Annotated in this window: 15 protein-coding genes; 11 read left to right on the top strand and 4 right to left on the bottom strand. The window is 59.8% G+C overall.

Annotated elements, in window-relative coordinates; all coding sequences use genetic code 11:
* Nucleotides 1-54 precede the first annotated feature (54 nt).
* The 4 genes from ACR0LW_RS10970 (at nucleotide 55) to rpoD (ending at nucleotide 6,041) form a co-directional block, all read left to right on the top strand.
* Nucleotides 55-1,485 (top strand): Glu/Leu/Phe/Val family dehydrogenase, encoded by a 1,431-nt coding sequence (locus tag ACR0LW_RS10970; protein ID WP_170734491.1) that lies wholly within the window; start codon nucleotides 55-57, stop codon nucleotides 1,483-1,485.
* Nucleotides 1,486-1,612: 127 nt separating this feature from the next.
* Nucleotides 1,613-1,909 (top strand): hypothetical protein, encoded by a 297-nt coding sequence (locus ACR0LW_RS10965; RefSeq protein WP_170451594.1) that lies wholly within the window; start codon nucleotides 1,613-1,615, stop codon nucleotides 1,907-1,909.
* A 79-nt stretch (nucleotides 1,910-1,988) separates the two neighbouring features.
* Nucleotides 1,989-3,938, top strand: a complete 1,950-nt coding sequence (dnaG, locus tag ACR0LW_RS10960; RefSeq protein ID WP_480882658.1) for a DNA primase — start codon at nucleotides 1,989-1,991, stop codon at nucleotides 3,936-3,938.
* Nucleotides 3,939-4,052: 114 nt separating this feature from the next.
* On the top strand, nucleotides 4,053-6,041 hold the full coding sequence (gene rpoD / locus ACR0LW_RS10955; protein ID WP_170621570.1) for an RNA polymerase sigma factor RpoD: 1,989 nt from the start codon (nucleotides 4,053-4,055) through the stop codon (nucleotides 6,039-6,041).
* Between the two features lie 174 nt (nucleotides 6,042-6,215).
* Here the strand turns inward: rpoD and ACR0LW_RS10950 are convergent, their stop codons facing one another.
* Nucleotides 6,216-7,235 carry a helix-turn-helix domain-containing protein gene (locus ACR0LW_RS10950; protein WP_480882657.1) on the bottom strand — a complete coding sequence of 340 codons (1,020 nt, stop codon included), beginning with the start codon at nucleotides 7,233-7,235 and terminating at the stop codon, nucleotides 6,216-6,218.
* 320 nt (nucleotides 7,236-7,555) lie between these two features.
* Here ACR0LW_RS10950 and ACR0LW_RS10945 point away from each other — a divergent pair, with 320 nt between their 5' ends.
* The 6 genes from ACR0LW_RS10945 to ribD all read left to right on the top strand — a co-directional run bounded on the left by ACR0LW_RS10945 (nucleotide 7,556) and on the right by ribD (nucleotide 11,137).
* A complete protein-coding gene (locus tag ACR0LW_RS10945) occupies nucleotides 7,556-7,993 on the top strand; it encodes a thiol-disulfide oxidoreductase DCC family protein (protein WP_480882656.1) in 438 nt (145 codons plus the stop codon).
* On the top strand, nucleotides 7,994-8,536 hold the full coding sequence (locus tag ACR0LW_RS10940; protein WP_480882655.1) for a DUF4166 domain-containing protein: 543 nt from the start codon (nucleotides 7,994-7,996) through the stop codon (nucleotides 8,534-8,536). It begins immediately after the preceding gene.
* 79 nt (nucleotides 8,537-8,615) lie between these two features.
* Nucleotides 8,616-9,014 (top strand): hypothetical protein, encoded by a 399-nt coding sequence (locus tag ACR0LW_RS10935; protein WP_480882654.1) that lies wholly within the window; start codon nucleotides 8,616-8,618, stop codon nucleotides 9,012-9,014.
* A 21-nt stretch (nucleotides 9,015-9,035) separates the two neighbouring features.
* Nucleotides 9,036-9,449 (top strand): secondary thiamine-phosphate synthase enzyme YjbQ, encoded by a 414-nt coding sequence (locus ACR0LW_RS10930; protein ID WP_170517733.1) that lies wholly within the window; start codon nucleotides 9,036-9,038, stop codon nucleotides 9,447-9,449.
* Nucleotides 9,450-9,569: 120 nt separating this feature from the next.
* Nucleotides 9,570-10,040: a transcriptional regulator NrdR gene (gene nrdR, locus ACR0LW_RS10925; protein WP_170451578.1), complete on the top strand. Its 471-nt coding sequence runs from the start codon at nucleotides 9,570-9,572 to the stop codon at nucleotides 10,038-10,040.
* A complete protein-coding gene (ribD, locus tag ACR0LW_RS10920) occupies nucleotides 10,037-11,137 on the top strand; it encodes a bifunctional diaminohydroxyphosphoribosylaminopyrimidine deaminase/5-amino-6-(5-phosphoribosylamino)uracil reductase RibD (RefSeq protein WP_480625843.1) in 1,101 nt (366 codons plus the stop codon). Before nrdR ends, ribD begins: the two co-directional genes overlap by 4 nt.
* 8 nt (nucleotides 11,138-11,145) lie before the next feature.
* Here the strand turns inward: ribD and ACR0LW_RS10915 are convergent, their stop codons facing one another.
* The 3 genes from ACR0LW_RS10915 to ACR0LW_RS10905 form a co-directional block, all read right to left on the bottom strand.
* Entirely contained in the window at nucleotides 11,146-13,134 is a 1,989-nt protein-coding gene (locus ACR0LW_RS10915) for a capsular polysaccharide biosynthesis protein (protein ID WP_480882781.1), read from the bottom strand.
* Between the two features lie 15 nt (nucleotides 13,135-13,149).
* Nucleotides 13,150-14,259 (bottom strand): polysaccharide biosynthesis/export family protein, encoded by a 1,110-nt coding sequence (locus tag ACR0LW_RS10910; protein ID WP_480882653.1) that lies wholly within the window; start codon nucleotides 14,257-14,259, stop codon nucleotides 13,150-13,152.
* A gap of 103 nt (nucleotides 14,260-14,362) precedes the next feature.
* The gene (locus ACR0LW_RS10905; RefSeq protein WP_480882652.1) at nucleotides 14,363-15,661 is read right to left on the bottom strand and encodes a capsule biosynthesis protein; all 1,299 of its coding nucleotides are present in this window, start codon (nucleotides 15,659-15,661) and stop codon (nucleotides 14,363-14,365) included.
* A 162-nt stretch (nucleotides 15,662-15,823) separates the two neighbouring features.
* Here ACR0LW_RS10905 and ACR0LW_RS10900 point away from each other — a divergent pair, with 162 nt between their 5' ends.
* Complete coding sequence (locus tag ACR0LW_RS10900) at nucleotides 15,824-16,411, top strand: riboflavin synthase (protein ID WP_170451568.1); 588 nt, start codon at nucleotides 15,824-15,826, stop codon at nucleotides 16,409-16,411.
* Nucleotides 16,412-16,465 lie beyond the last annotated feature (54 nt).

Below are 16,465 nucleotides of genomic sequence, written 5' to 3'. Positions count from 1 at the left end.
AAGTGGTGCGACAAAACGTCATGACGTTTGTCAGTTACCGGTACGGAGGATTTTATGACCGGCATCAAAGAACCCAGCTTTCGTGAGAGTGTTGACCTGATGTTCAACAGGGCGGCGTCCCTGATGGATATGCCCCCGGGGTTGGAGGAAAAGATACGGGTCTGCAACGCCACCTACACGGTGCGGTTCGGGGTTCGATTGCGCGGCGAAATTCACACGTTCACAGGTTATCGTTCGGTTCATTCCGAACATATGGAGCCTGTAAAAGGCGGTATTCGTTACGCCACGGCGGTCAACCAGGACGAAGTCGAAGCGCTGGCCGCGCTGATGACCTACAAATGTGCGCTGGTTGAAACGCCCTTTGGCGGCTCGAAAGGCGGGCTATGCATCGATCCGCGCCAGTATGAGGAACACGAGCTGGAGCAGATCACGCGGCGCTTTGCCTATGAGCTTGCCAAGCGTGACCTGATCAATCCGTCGCAAAACGTTCCGGCCCCTGACATGGGGACCGGTGAACGTGAAATGGCTTGGATGGCCGACCAATACGCGCGGATGAACACAACCGATATCAACGCGCGGGCCTGTGTGACCGGCAAGCCGCTGAACGCGGGCGGAATCGCCGGGCGGGTCGAGGCAACGGGGCGCGGCATTCAGTATGCTCTGCGCGAGTTTTTCCGCCACCCGGAAGACATCGCCAAAGCCGGGTTGTCCGGCAAATTGGACGGGAAACGCATTGTGGTGCAGGGGCTCGGCAATGTGGGCTATCACGCTGCGAAATTCCTCAGCGAAGAAGATGGCTCGCGCATTGTGGGGATCATCGAATGGGATGGGGCGCTGTATAACCCCGACGGTATCGACGTCGAAGCCGTGCGCCAGTGGATCGTCAAGCATGGCGGCGTCAAGAATTACCCGGATGCGACCCACTCTGCCGAAGGCGGGGCCGTGCTGGAGGCCGAATGCGATATCCTGATCCCGGCCGCTTTGGAAGGTGTGATCAATCTCGGTAACGCCGAGCGCATTCAGGCACCGTTGATCATCGAAGCCGCGAACGGTCCGGTGACGGCCGGGGCGGATGAAATCCTGCGCAAGAAGGGCACGGTGATCATCCCGGATATGTATGCCAATGCGGGCGGTGTGACGGTGTCCTATTTCGAGTGGGTCAAGAACCTTAGCCATATTCGCTTTGGCCGGATGCAGCGCCGTCAGGAAGAGGCGCGGCATGAGCTGATTGTCAGCGAATTGGAGCGGCTCGATCGCTATCTCGGTGATGCCTGGTCGATGTCGCCGGACTTCAAGGCCAAGTACCTGAAGGGCGCGGACGAGTTGGAGCTTGTGCGGTCGGGCCTGGATGACACCATGCGCATTGCCTACCAGTCGATGCGCGAGGTCTGGCACAGCCGCGACGATGTCGAGGATTTGCGGACCGCGGCCTATATTGTCGCAATCGACCGCGTGGCCAGCAGCTATCGGGCCAAGGGACTCTGATCTCGGTCGGAAGGGGGCGGTTGGTCCGCCCCCTCTGAAACACCAACCATCTTTCCGAAAAGGACAATGGCAGGTCTGGCTGCGGGCGGGTAAGCTGCCGTCGAACAAACGATTCCGGGAGACCTAAATGTTGCGTATCGCTATCGCTGCCGCTGTGCTTGCCACGCCCTTGGCCGCTGCTGAAACCAAGGAAGAAAGCTGCAAGTATCAGGCCGATGTGGTTGCCGCGATTCAGCAGGCGCGTTTGGACAGGGTGAAGGAACGCGATGTCCCGCAGGCGGTTGCCGACAGCAGTCCGACCTGGCCCGAGAACTACAATGCCGCGATCCCGCTGATCACGCCTTGGGTCTACGAACAGAAGATGCGCGATGTACGCAAAAAGGACCTCGGTGCCGCCTGGTTGGAGCTGTGTTTGCAGCAGTAATCCACAATCCCGCATTTCCTTGTGGATAAGCCCGTGCCTTCCCCTTGGCGCGGGTTTTCATTTCTGGCAGGTTTGATCCATGTCTTTGCCCCCCGGATTTCTGGATGAGTTGCGTACCCGGCTGAGCCTGTCTCAGGTGGTTGGGCGAAAGGTCATTTGGGACCCACGCAAATCCAATCAGGGCAAGGGAGATATGTGGGCGCCGTGCCCCTTCCACCACGAAAAAACCGCGTCATTTCATGTGGATGATCAAAAAGGGTTTTACTACTGTTTTGGCTGTCACGCGAAAGGCGATGCCATCAGTTTCGTGAAAGAGACCGAGAATGTCTCGTTCATCGAAGCGGTCGAGATTCTGGCCCGCGAGGCCGGGATGCCGATGCCTGCCCGTGACCCCAAAGCGCAGGAAAAACAGGACCGCCGCTCGCAACTGGCCGAGGCGATGGAGCAGGCGGTACAGTTTTTCCGGCTGCAACTGAAGACCGGGGCAGGGGCTGCGGCCCGCGATTACCTGACGCGCCGGGGTCTGGACACGCAGGCGCTGGATCGGTGGGAGATCGGCTTTGCCCCCGATGGCTGGCAGGCGCTGTGGGATCATTTGACCAATAAGAACGTGGCCGAGGATCTGATCCTGGGCGCGGGGCTGGCCAAGCCCTCGAACAAGGGCAAAAAGCCTTATGACACGTTTCGCAACCGGATCATGTATCCGATCCGCGATCCGCGCGGGCGCTGCATTGCGTTTGGTGGCCGGGCGATGGACCCGAATGACAACGCCAAATACCTGAACTCGCCCGAGACCGAGTTGTTCGACAAGGGCCGCAGTCTTTACAACCACGGTCCCGCGCGTCAGGCGGCGGGCAAGGGGCAGCCGCTGATCGTTGCCGAGGGATACATGGACGTGATCGCGCTGGCCGAGGCCGGATTTGGTGCGTCGGTGGCCCCTTTGGGGACGGCGATTACCGAACATCAACTGCAACTGCTGTGGCGTGTTTCGGACGAGCCGATCATCGCGCTGGATGGTGACACGGCGGGTCTGCGCGCGGCGATGCGGGCGGTTGATCTGGCGCTGCCGTTGCTGGAGGCCGGTAAGTCCCTGCGCTTTGCCATCATGCCCGAAGGGCAGGACCCTGACGATCTGCTGCGCGCCGAAGGGCCGGGGGCCGTACAGGCGGTTCTCGATGGTGCGATCCCGATGGTTAAACTGCTGTGGCAGCGCGAAACCGAAGGCAAGGTTTTCGACAGCCCCGAACGCAAGGCGGCGTTGGACAAGGTGCTGCGCGATAAGATCAAGCTGATCCGCGACCCATCGATCCGGTCCCATTACGGGCAAGAGATCAAGGATTTGCGCTGGCAACTGTTTCGCCCGCAGAGACAGTCACAAAACCGTGCGTGGCAACCGCGTGGCAAATGGCAGCCGCCGAAACAACCGGCAACGCCGGGCGCGCGGTCGTCATTCCTGGCCTCTTCGGAGAATGCGGACATCCATCTGCGCGAAGCGGCCATTCTGGCCATCGCCCTTCTGAACCCGCAGGTGGTTGTGCAGTTCGAACACCAGCTTGAGGATATGGAATGCCGCGACCCGGATCACGCGGCCCTGCGCGATGCCATTCTGCGCCACGCCATCGACGACCCGGACAATCTGAAAGACCACATCGCTGAAACTTTGGGGCCCGAGCCCCTTGAAAACCTGCTGGGCCTTCGCCATGTCGCAGTGATCCCCTGTGTGTTCAAACCGGGCGACGTTGAAAAGGCCGAGATGACGCTGGCCGAGGAACTCGCGAAAATCAAAGCGCTCCGGGGGTTGGATGCTGAGATCGCTGAAGCAACTGAGGAACTGTCCGACTTGGCTGACGAGTCACTGACGTATCGGGTGGGTCAGGCCGCCGAAGAGCGCAACCGCGCAAGCCGCAGCCAGAACGAGGACAGGGCCATTTTCGACATCGCCGACAACGGTGCGCGAATCAACCGCGACGAGAAGGATGCGTTTGAGGCGATCATGTCCGGTATCAATTTCGAGCGGAAACGCCGGTAAAGTGGTGTTTTCATAAGGCACTGGAAAAGAAAAACGGGTAAACGGGTGGCCGAATCAGTTTCACGCGCTAATGATTCGGTTCCAACGAATCACCCATCCCTGCAGGAGCATTGAATGGCCGCCAAGGATACGAACGAAGACCGCAAATCCGACGAGCAGGAACAGGAAATCTCGCTGGACATGAGCCAGGCCCAGGTCAAGAAGATGATCGCCGAGGCCCGCGAGAAAGGTTACATCACCTACGATCAGCTCAATCAGGTCCTGCCGCCTGATCAGGTCAGCTCGGAACAGATCGAAGACGTCATGTCGATGCTGTCCGAAATGGGCATCAACATCATCGAAGATGAAGAGGCCGAAGAGGAAGAGAACAAGGGCTCGACCGAACTGACCACCACGGAAAGCAACCGTGAGGTTGCGCTGGCTGGTGCCGCCACCGAAAAACTGGATCGCACCGACGATCCCGTCCGCATGTATCTGCGCGAGATGGGCAGCGTCGAACTGCTGAGCCGCGAGGGCGAGATTGCCATCGCCAAGCGGATTGAGGCTGGCCGGAACACCATGATCGCCGGTCTGTGCGAAAGCCCGCTGACCTTCCAGGCAATCACCATCTGGCATGACGAATTGCTGTCCGAAGACATCCTCTTGCGCGATGTCATCGATCTGGAGACCACTTTTGGCAACCAGATGGACGAGGACGGCGATGTTCAGGAGCCTGTGGTGGATACATCCGCCGTTCAGGCCGCCAAGCCCGCCAAGGACACCGGCCCCGAACTGGATGCCGACGGCAACCCGCTGAACAATGATGACGATGACGACGATGACGATCAGGCCAACATGTCGCTGGCCGCGATGGAAGCCGCGCTGAAAGATCAGGTTCTGACCACGCTGGAACGGATCTCGACTGACTTCTCGATGCTGTCAGAAATGCAGGACAGCCGGATTTCGGCGACTTTGAACGAGGATGGTTCGTTCAGTGAAAAAGATGAAGAGACCTATCAGAAACTGCGCGCGGAAATCGTCGAACTGGTGAACGGCCTTCACCTGCACAACAACCGGATCGAAGCGCTGATTGACCAGCTTTACGGCATCAACCGCCGGGTTATGTCGCTGGACAGCTCGATGGTGAAACTGGCCGACCAGGCCCGTATCAACCGTCGTGAGTTCATCGATGCCTATCGCGGGCGTGAACTGGACCCGAACTGGCTGGCCGAAATGGCGGAAAAGCCGGGCCGGGGGTGGCAGATGTTCATCGAACGCTCGACCGACAAGGTTGAAGAGCTGCGCAACGATATGGCTCAGGTCGGTCAGTATGTCGGTCTGGATATTTCTGAATTCCGCCGCATCGTGCAGCAGGTTCAGAAGGGCGAGAAAGAGGCGCGTCAGGCCAAGAAGGAAATGGTCGAGGCCAACCTGCGTCTGGTGATCTCGATTGCCAAAAAATACACGAACCGTGGCCTGCAATTCCTTGATCTTATTCAGGAAGGTAACATTGGCCTGATGAAAGCGGTGGACAAGTTCGAATACCGCCGCGGGTACAAGTTCTCGACCTATGCGACATGGTGGATCCGTCAGGCGATCACACGCTCGATTGCGGATCAGGCGCGGACGATCCGTATTCCGGTTCACATGATCGAAACGATCAACAAGCTGGTCCGGACCGGTCGCCAGATGCTGCACGAAATCGGCCGCGAACCGACACCGGAAGAACTGGCCGAAAAGCTGCAGATGCCGCTGGAAAAGGTCCGCAAGGTGATGAAAATCGCCAAGGAACCGATCAGCCTGGAAACGCCCATCGGCGACGAGGAAGACAGCCAGCTTGGCGATTTCATCGAGGACAAGAATGCCGTTCTGCCGCTGGACAGCGCCATTCAGGAAAACCTCAAGGAAACCACAACCCGCGTTCTGGCCTCGCTGACCCCGCGCGAGGAACGGGTTCTGCGGATGCGTTTTGGAATCGGCATGAACACCGACCACACGCTGGAAGAGGTCGGCCAGCAGTTCAGCGTGACCCGCGAACGTATTCGCCAGATCGAGGCGAAGGCGCTGCGCAAGCTGAAACATCCCAGCCGGTCGCGCAAACTGCGATCTTTCCTGGATCAATAGAAATCAAAGGCGCCCCGAATCCGAGGCGCCTTTTTTCTTTGCCATCACGGTTGGCTAACACGCCAAACACATTGGCGCGAACTCACAAGGATCGGGTTCGGCACACCACTATATCGGCCCTGTCCACTCATGGGACGGGCCGGGGCGAGGCGCAATAGCTGATGACCCCCGGTTCTAGTTGCGGATCGGGTGTTCGACACGGGTTTTGAAGGCGCTGGGGGTCTGACCCGTCCACCGCTTGAACGCGGTCGAAAAGGCTGCCTGATCCGCGTATCCCAGCGAATAGGCGATCTCGGCCAGCGGCATCCGGTTGGTGATGAAGGTCTGCGCAAGATCGCATCTCAGGTCTTCGACAATCTCGCGGAAGCTGGTGCCTTCATCCTTTAACCTGCGCGCAAGAGTTCTGGGACTCATGCCCAGATTGGCGGCGGCCTCTTCGGCCTGAATGATATGGCCGGGCAGCGAGCGGGTGATCAGCCCTTCGACCTTGGCGCGGGTCTTTTGCTGGGGGGACCGGCGCTCGGCCAGGATACGCTCGCCATATTCCAGCAGATGCGCGCGCAGCTTAGGGTCATAGGTTGGGACGGGCAGGTCCAATGAGGACAAGGACAGAATGATCTCCATCCGTTCCGCACCAAAAATAACCGGAAAGCCTGCAAGTTTCTGAAAGGCCTTCGCGTTTTCGCCGATCTCGTGCTGAAACCGCATTTCGATGGGATAGAACTGTGTCTGGGTCAGGTTCCGCATTCGCGCCAGCGCGGCGAATAACAGAAACTCGGTTCTGCGATGATAGCGGGCAAAGCTGGGGTCTTTCCAATCCGCCTCGAACGCTGCGAAATTTCCGGCCATGCGCAGGCTGAACGCTATGGAGGGGTCAATTATGCCGTGAAACCGGGACGTGTTTTCGGTCACTTGCTTCAAATCGCGGGAATACTTGCTGATATATCCTGTCAGGGTTGAAACCGAGGTCACGTCCAACCCGGCCCGCGCGGCAAAGGTGATGTCGCGAAGCGCGTCGCAGGCATAGCGGACAAACAGCGCTTCTTTATGCGCGTCATAGGTGGTTGCGGCGGGATCCATATGATCGGGTGCCAACCCGCTTTGCGCCAGAACGCGTTGCGAGGTCGAGGCATTGCCGCTGTGCCGGTCCAGCGATTGGGTCAGGATATGAAGACGGCTAATATCAACATCCATTGCGGTGCCCTAATGCATTTAACCAAAACCGCCCTCGGTGGTGTGAAACCTGTTAGGCGCATTGGGATCATAGGCTGAAATGTCCGGAAATCGAATGGATTTGTCCGATGCTATCAAGAGATTGCCCCGAACGTGTCCTACATCGTCAGTGCTGTCGGGTCGCGACCTTTATGGGGATGAGGTCAGAGCCACCATGCGATCGCCGCGATCGCGCGGAGGCTCCCCGGCACGCGCGCCGTCCCGCCATTCTTGTCGCATTGCCTGATCGAACGCTGCGTGACACCGTATATCTGCGCAGATCGCGGAAAGGCGGTGATGTCATGCAAAAGCTTGATGTTTCGCAGAAAACTTACGATGGCAATCTCATCATCTTTGATGGGATCTGTGTCCTGTGTTCCGGGTTTTTCCGCTTTATGCTGCGGCATGACAAGGCGCAGGTGTTTCAGTTTGCTACGGCTCAGTCACCATTGGGGCAGCGCCTTTACCGGGAACTCGGTCTGCCGACGCAGGAGTTTGAGACCAATCTTGTGATTGTGAATGGCGTGGTTCATCAGCGTCTGGATGCCTTTGCTGTGGCGATGGGGCAGTTGCGCGGGCCATGGCGTATTCTGTCGCTGTGCCGGGTCCTGCCCAGGTTTGTGAAGGATCCGCTTTATCACGCGATTGCACGCAACCGATATGCAATCTTCGGAAGATCCAAAACCTGCCTTGTGCCGGATGCGGCGACCCGCTCGCGCTTTGCTGTGCAAGGGTTTTAGATGGACCCGTTTTTGCAGGCTGCGGCGGAACCGACAGGGCTTCCCGAGGCGTTACATAACTTGCACAGCAAGGAAGGCACGTACATCGGTCGCTGCGAAATTCAGCGGGGACAAGGGTGGCTGGCCGGTTTGGCTTTGTGGTTAGGAGGGTTCCCCCACTCCGGGCGCGACGTTTCGGTCAGGGTCACGGTATCTCGGTGCGGGCCGGGATGGGAATGGAGACGCGATTTCGGAGGACATATCACCCAGTCCCGCTTGTCCTTTGATCGACAGTCAAACTGTGTGCGAGAGGATTTTGGTGCCTTGTCCATCTGGTTGAAACCGGTTGTGGCCGGGGCGCGGTTGCAGATCAATATCCGGCGTTTGACCCTGTGGGGGACTTCGGTTCCAAACGCACTGCTTCCGCAGTCATCAACGGTCGAATGGCAGGACGATCAGGGCCGGTTCCGGTTTGACGTGTCCGCCCGCGCGCCGCTGGTCGGACAGTTGATCCGCTATCATGGCTGGCTCACGCCCGATCACACTCGGCCACCCGCGATCTGAACAGGTCGTGAGGCGGCCTGTTCAGCGCCGGACCCGGTCCTAATATTTTGGTCACACACAATCAGGGAAAAGATTAACAATGAAACAGATTTTAGCCTGCGTAACGCTCGCCGCCTTTGCCCTTGGCGTTCCCGTCACCGCGGACGCCGCCCGCAATGGATACCGAACCGAGCCGATCAACAGCACCGATTTCGAAGTCATCCCGCGCGCCCAGCAATTCACGGACGGGTATTGGTGTGCGGCCGCCGATTTTGCCCGGCGAAAATTGGGTGCCGGCTGGCAGCAGCAAATTTACGTCCTGCGCGGATATGGGCCCAGCGTGACCACAGGGCGCAAGACGGCCGTTCAGTTTACGCTGAAAAAACCGGCCGAGGTTCCCGCGCAACCCAGCTTTGTCTTGACGCCCTTCGTTCCGGGGTCCAGCGTATCTGTGCAAGGGGCCGAGGCACGGTGCAGGACGCGCCCGTTCATAAACTGACGCAGTGGTGAAACAGCGCGGATGCAGACAGAATTCTCGATCCAGACGCAAGGCCCCGGACTCTATGAATTCACCAAGGATGTGCATCGCTGGCTGAACCCGGTGGCGAAGGATGGCGTATTGACGCTGTTCGTTCGCCACACCTCATGTTCTTTGCTGATTCAGGAAAACGCTGACCCCGAGGTTCAAATCGATCTGCACGCGTTTTTTGAACGGCTTGTACCGCCCTCGAACCATCCCTCGATGGCTTATCTGCGCCACACATATGAGGGGCCGGACGATATGCCAGCGCATATCAAGGCGGCGCTTATGCCGGTCTCGCTTTCGATCCCGGTCTCTGGGGGTCGTATGGCACTTGGGACATGGCAGGGGATTTACCTGTTCGAACACCGGACCGCACCGCATCGCCGTTTGGTCGCTGCGCATCTGGGGTAACCCTTTATCTAGGGGTTGAAAATTCCGACTACCCAAATCCTAGCGGCTGCCCTATAGTTGTGGATAAGTAAGCCGTAGCGCTTACAAAAAGAGGCCGAACATGGGACGAGGAGACGGCGGATGCGCTGCCCGTTTTGCGGAAATATCGACACTCAGGTGAAAGATTCACGCCCGGCAGAGGATCACGTCGCGATCCGCCGACGCCGCTTTTGTCCGGCCTGTGGGGGTCGGTTCACCACCTATGAACGCGTGCAACTGCGCGATCTGGTGGTGATCAAAACCAACGGCAAACGCGAGGATTTTGACCGCGACAAGCTGGAGCGATCAATCCGCATCTCGATGCAGAAACGCCCTGTTGATCCCGAGCGGATCGATCAGATGATCTCGGGGATTGTCCGGCGTCTGGAAAGCATGGGAGAGACCGACATACCCTCCGAAAAGATCGGTGAGATTGTCATGGAAGCTCTGGCGCGGATCGACACCGTCGCCTATGTTCGCTTTGCGAGTGTCTACAGAAACTTTCAGGCGGCCGATGATTTCGAGGAGTTTGTCCACGAACTGCGCCCGCCGCAGCCTCCGACGGACGAGTGAGCGAAACAGATAAGCGATTTATGGCGCTGGCCTTGTCATTGGGTCAGCGCGGCCAAGGGTCATGCTGGCCCAACCCGGCAGTCGGGTGCGTTGTCGTGCAGGGTGGCCGGATTGTTGGACGTGGCTGGACCCAACCCGGCGGGCGACCCCATGCGGAAACCGAGGCTTTGGCTCAGGCAGGAGACGCGGCCAGGGGCGCGACGGCCTATGTGACGCTGGAACCCTGTTCGCATCACGGAAAGACACCGCCTTGCGCTGCTGCCCTGATCGAGGCCGGCGTCGGGCGTGTTGTTGCAGCCGTGGAAGACAGTGATCCCCGGGTGGCGGGGCAGGGCTTTGCCATGTTGCGCGAAGCCGGGATCGAGGTTGAAACCGGCGTTCTGGCCGAGCAGGCCGAACGGGATCTGGCAGGCTTTTTTCTGAAGACCGAGCAGGGCCGACCTTTTGTTACCCTGAAACTGGCCAGCAGCTTTGACGGGCGCATTGCCACCCAGACCGGGCATAGCCAGTGGATCACGGGCCCCGAGGCGCGCCGCGCCGTTCACGCGATGCGCGCGCGTCATGATGCGGTGATGGTGGGGGCAGGCACGGCGCGGGCGGATGATCCGTCGCTGACCGTGCGTGATTTGGGCGTCGCGCAGCAGCCTGTGCGCGTTGTCGTGTCCCGCCATCTCGACCTGCCGCTTATGGGGCAGCTTGCCCGCACAGCGGCTGAGGTTCCGGTCTGGCTGTGCCACGGCCCCCATCCCGATGCCGAACGTGCGCGCGCATGGGACGGGCTGGGTGCGCGTCTGATCCCCTGCGCCTTGCAGGATCATCACATCGACGCGGCGGACCTGTTGCAGCAACTGGGTCAGGCCGGATTGACTCGTGTGTTCTGCGAGGGTGGCGCCGCGCTTGCCGCCTCGCTGCTGGAAAAGGACCTGGTGGATGAACTGGTCGGCTTCACCGCGGGCCTGACCATCGGGGCCGAGGGTTTGGCCGCAGTTGGTCGGTTGGGGCTGGAAAAGCTGGACGCGGCCCCCCGGTTCGAACTGATCGAAACCCGCGCTATCGGTCCCGACATTCTGCATCGTTGGCGACGTCCAACGCAGTGACGTTCCGGTCAGCGCCACAAATGCGCATGTGTGGCAAACGCCCCCTGAAGCTTGGACAGAAACCGGTTCAAAGGCCCCGTTGGCGCGGCCGTGTCACTCACCAACCGATCAACGGCGACTTCGACCGGGCAGGGCTGTCCGGTCAACGGATCCATGTAGCGCGGGTAATCAATCAGCGTCGCATGAACCAGCCCTATCAAGGACGGGCGCGCGCCGCGCCGGACAGGCACCGCACCCAGATCGGTTGTCAGCCCCCAACCGGCATAAAAGGGCGCGCCCAGCGTCGTGACCTGAACACCGCGCAAAAGCGCCTCGAACCCCAGAAGCGAGGTCATGGTCCAGACTTCGTTCACATGAGGCAGCAAAGACGCCGGATCGCAATTGTCGAGGATCAGATCCGCCAGTTCCTCCGCCTCAATGCGCCCCTCACGCAGCCCGGCTTCGACATCGGGATGAGGTTTGTAGATCAAAACGGCGTCCGGATTCGCTTCCCGCGCGGTTTGCAGCAACTCAAGATTGGTGCGCACGCCGCTGGTGCCCAACAGGATCGAGGCATCATCCTCAACTTGTCCCGGCACAAGAATGCGGTGCCCATCTGGCAGGGTCGGAGCGGGCTGGCCGGTGTTGTATTTGCTCAGACCGTCCGAGAGCAGCCTGCTGACCAGCCGTTCGGCCCGCCGTTCCTGATCGGGGCGCAGGGTTTCGCGCTGGGCGATCAATTCCTCCAACCGGCTAGGCCGTGTGGGGTCGTAGTAAATCCCCAAATCGTCCGTTACCAGTGACAGAGGCGGAACCAGCTTGGCCCCCAATCCGCGCGAGCGCAAAAAGCCATCCTCGACCCGAATGGCCCCTTCGGCATCCCGTGCCTGATTGGCCCAAACCATGTGGGGGCGATCGGACGTTGTCGGCGGGGCCGAGGTGAATTGCATCTTTTTGTGACGCCCAAACATCTGTTGCAGATGCTTGCGCTTCCACAGCCGCATGCCCGACGCGGTCCAGCCAAACCGATCCTGCCGCCACGCGCGGCTCAGCGCTTCGAGTGTGTCCAGAACGGTTTCCAACTCGCACAATTGGTCCCGATATGGGTCGTACCAGACTGGGTAAAGCAGCATGGATGCCGCGAACAATTGCGGTCGGGTCAGATTGCGGGTGCGGCGCGGGATTGGGTCTTCATCCTGCGTCAGCCCCCAACCCGCATAGAAAGGCTGCCCAAAGACGCGGGGCTTGTGACCGGCCAAAGTAGCCTCGAACCCCAGTTGCGACGATAGTGTGTAAACAGCAACCGCGCCTTCCAGCAGGGACCACGGGCTGATCGGGTCGCTTAGAAAGGACACCCGGTCAGACAGGTCCTGATCGCTGAAATACCCCGCGCGATGGCCGGCCTGCGTTTCAGGGTGCGTTTTGATGAGGATCCTTGCGCCGGGGTTTTCCTCTTGCGCGATCACCAGCATTTCTCGGAAGCGGGCATAGTCGCCGCCGCTGGCCGTAACTGCCGCATCACCTTGGGTCTGATCGATGACCAGCACATATCCGGGATCGGGCGGTGCAATATCCAGATCAAAGGCCGAGTATTTGCTGAGATGCAGGTCTTTCAGTCGCGCGATTGCCCCCCGAGCCCGGTCCAGCAGCGCAGTGTCATCCAGCGGGTGCGTGGCCAACAGGGTCTCAAGATCAGATGGCGCAGACGGGTCGAAATGCAACCCGGTCCGATCCACCAGCAAGCCCAGCGGCGCTTCGCCCTGACGACCGGGGTGAAGCGAGCGCAGAAACGCGTCTTCGACCCGCAGAACCGGGGCGTCGTACTTACTCGCAACGCGCAGGCCGCGATGGGCAGTCGGACTATTGCCCCAAACCCCAACCATGTCACCGGGTTTCAGCAGGCCCAGACGAATGTCATAGCCAGCCAAGGACAGGATGCGCCGAATGCGCCGATTGGTCAGAAATCCCCCATTATACACAAACAGCCGAGAGCGCTCCGCCCCGGCTGCGGTGTCCATTTCGGGGGTCACGGATCAGTTGCCGGTCAGGGTCGCGACGTTTGCAACCGGAGTCAGCCCGCCCGCGATAAGCGAGATCGATTTGCTCCATTGCGCGTAAGGCGCTTCGGTCACGTAGATCGTGTCGTCGTCGCGGATGACAAAGTCACGGGCGATGAACAGGCCATTCGGCGCGGTGAGGTTGAGCAGGTAGATCATCCGCTGATCGCCCTGCAGTTCGGCCCGGCCCGTAACGCTGCGGGCGATGTCCTGACGTTCTTTCCGCAGGATGAAAATCCCGGTCGGATCCGATGACAGGCCTTGCAGGCCGCCGACCTGCGCCAGGGCTTCCAAAGCTGACAGGTCCTGAGTGTCAAAGGCGATACGAGATTGCCCGCCGGTTGCGCCAAGCGCGATGTAGGATCGGCTGTCCGCCTCGACCAGAATACGGTCGCCGCCACGCAGCGCCACATCCAGCCTTGGATTGGTGAACAGGTCTTCATACCAGACCGTGCCCTTTTGGTCGCCCCGGATCAGGGTGACCAGCGCAATGTCCGATCCGACGGCCACGCCGCCCGCCTGAGACAACATGCCCAGCAAGGTGCGGGTGGGGCGTTCGATCGGGTAAATACCGGGGGCTCCGATTGTGCCTGTGAGAGACACGGTCGAGCCATCGCCGGCAACGCGGCGCACCTCGACCTGCGGGTCAGGAGTTTGTTCCTGCAAGCGGTTGGTGATCAGGATGCGCAACTGCTCGGGCGTGTTCCCGGCGGCGCGCAGGCGTCCGGCATAGGGCACAAAGATGAAACCTTCGCTGTCGACCTGCACTTCGTCCAGCGCAGTGGCCGAGCCCGTTTCGCCCGCCAGCAACCCGTCATCCACGTTTTCCCAGATGGTCAGGCCCAGAACATCGCCGGGGCGCACCGTATCGGCCGCCACGCTTTGCGCACTGCTGAACGACGACGAAAAGCCAAATTGCGGAACGCTGGAGGTTGCCCGTGTGACACGATCATCGACCTCAACCACGAAGGCATTGCCTCCATTTTCGACCGAGCCTGCCAGAATCTCTGATTTGTTCGGTCCGGATTTGGGAAGCTGACACGCGGCCAAAAGGCCGCAAAGGCCCACAAGGATAATCCCCCGCATCCATCGGATTGGAAAGCTCTGCACTGCCGATGATCCTCAGTATTCTTAGTTTTGGGAAACTTACCCGCTTCGGGATACAACATCCAGCAGAGGATGCCCCATTTCACTCAACGAGCCGCAACTGTGGCGTCAGTGCCTCGTTGTTTCTGAGGACACTCTGATAAGGATCGTTGGCGCGCAACATCATGTCTGCGGCGCGGCGCAGCAATTGCCGACGCCCCCGGCGCGAATAGAACCCGCCCGGAACCTGACTGGTTTCCAACAGGAACTGACGATAGATGCGGTAGGCCTTGGCATCCGGCATATCGGGATTTGCATAGAAGTCTTCGATGGCTTGATGCGACACGAATTCTGGCTTGTCGTAGACCGATTTGCCAAAGATCCGCAGCGGAATGCCCCGCCACAGCACCTGTTGACCGGCCGTTGAGTTGATCGTGACGGCCGAGTTCGCCTCATCCAGCAGTTTGGCCAGCTTGCCGCCCGGCACATAGTGAACGCGATCTTCGATCCCAAGCGCGCGTGCCATCTGACGTACGCGGCGACGCAGCGGTTCGCGGTGGTTTTCCAACGGGTGTTCCTTGATCACCAGCCGATGATGTCCCGGCGCGCCCTTGGCAAAACCCGTGATCATCTGTTCGATAAACGCGCTCATCCCTGAGTAATCGGAATGCGCCTGAACCGAGCTGTCGTGACCCAGTTGCAAAAGGACAAGGTGATAGGGGTGGGGGCTTCTGCGGACCAATCCCGTGGACCAACCCCTTTGAATGCGATGGAACGGCATCAGTGCCAGCCGCTTGAAATACAAGCGGAATTCTTTTGACACCGGCAATTCCCGATGCGGGCGGAAGTTCCGGTAACGACGGTTCAGGAACAAGACGAACCAATGGTAGAGCGCACCGTAGAAGATATGCTGCCGCATGTCCCCCCAATGCGACGGTGGCGGCGGGGACTGCGTGTCCGAATGCTCGAGCGCGTGTTGCATATCCTCGACATTCAGCGACATGAGGCGCGAGTTTCCGTTCGAGCCGCCACGCTCATACGTGACCCACCAGGGCCTCAGATACCCTTCTTCGAATACATGCACGGTGATGCCGCGCGACCGCGCGATTTCAACGGCGCGCGCATGCACCGGGCGGGTGTCGCCATACAACACAATGTCGGTCACGCCCTTTCCGACGATCAGGTCAATCAGGGTTTCGGACCAGCGGTCCGGCGTGTCGCGAAACGGGATATAGCTGGATTTGTCGAACCAGAACGCCCGATCACCTGCGTTGAACCCCACGCGCCAGACCTGCGCGCCCGATGCCTGCAACATCCGCCCAAGGGCGCTGAAAAACGGCCCATGGGGCCCCTGAAGAAACAGGAAGACGCGGTTATTTCGGGCGGTGGTTGAGTGGTTCATCTTGGTGACAATATCCAAACTTCTGGGCGAATCTATGCCGTATCTCGCCAGTTTTTGTTCAATCCGGCCTTTTTTACCGTGTCGGGTCCTTGCCCGCGCAAGGGGATGGGCGTACCTCAGCTTGTGAAAACACGCTCAGGTTAGGGAACGAGGGTTAACAGGATGTTTACAGGGATCGTCACCGATGTCGGCACTGTCACCGAGTTGGAGCAACAAGGCGACCTGCGCGCCCGCATTCAGACCGCCTATGACACGTCCGGCATCGATATCGGGGCGTCGATTGCCAGCGATGGCGTGTGCCTGACCGTGATCGCGCTGGGCGACGACTGGTATGACGTTCAGATCAGCGCCGAGACGGTGTCTAAAACCAACCTGAACAGCTGGACCACCGGATCGCGGGTGAACTTGGAACGCGCCTTGAAGGTGGGTGACGAACTGGGCGGTCATATCGTCTCGGGCCATGTCGATGGCGTTGCCGAGGTTGTCGCGGTTGAGGATGAAGGCGACAGCACAAGGGTCACGTTGCGCGCGCCTGCGGATCTGGCGCGGTTCATTGCGCCGAAAGGGTCGGTTGCGTTGAACGGAACCTCGCTGACCGTCAATGACGTGGATGGCCGCGATTTCGGGATCAATTTCATCCCGCATACCAAAGAGGTCACGACCTGGGGCGATGTTGCTGTCGGGGATCACGTTAACCTCGAAATCGACACGCTGGCCCGGTACGTCGCCCGCCTGGCTGAGATGTCCTGACCGCGAAATACGTCGCGTCCTGACAGGCCAGCGCCGTTTGCGCTCTGGCCTTTG

It is taken from the genome of Ruegeria sp. N4 (genome assembly GCF_056531425.1).
This window is presented reverse-complemented; position numbering and strand designations above follow the sequence as displayed.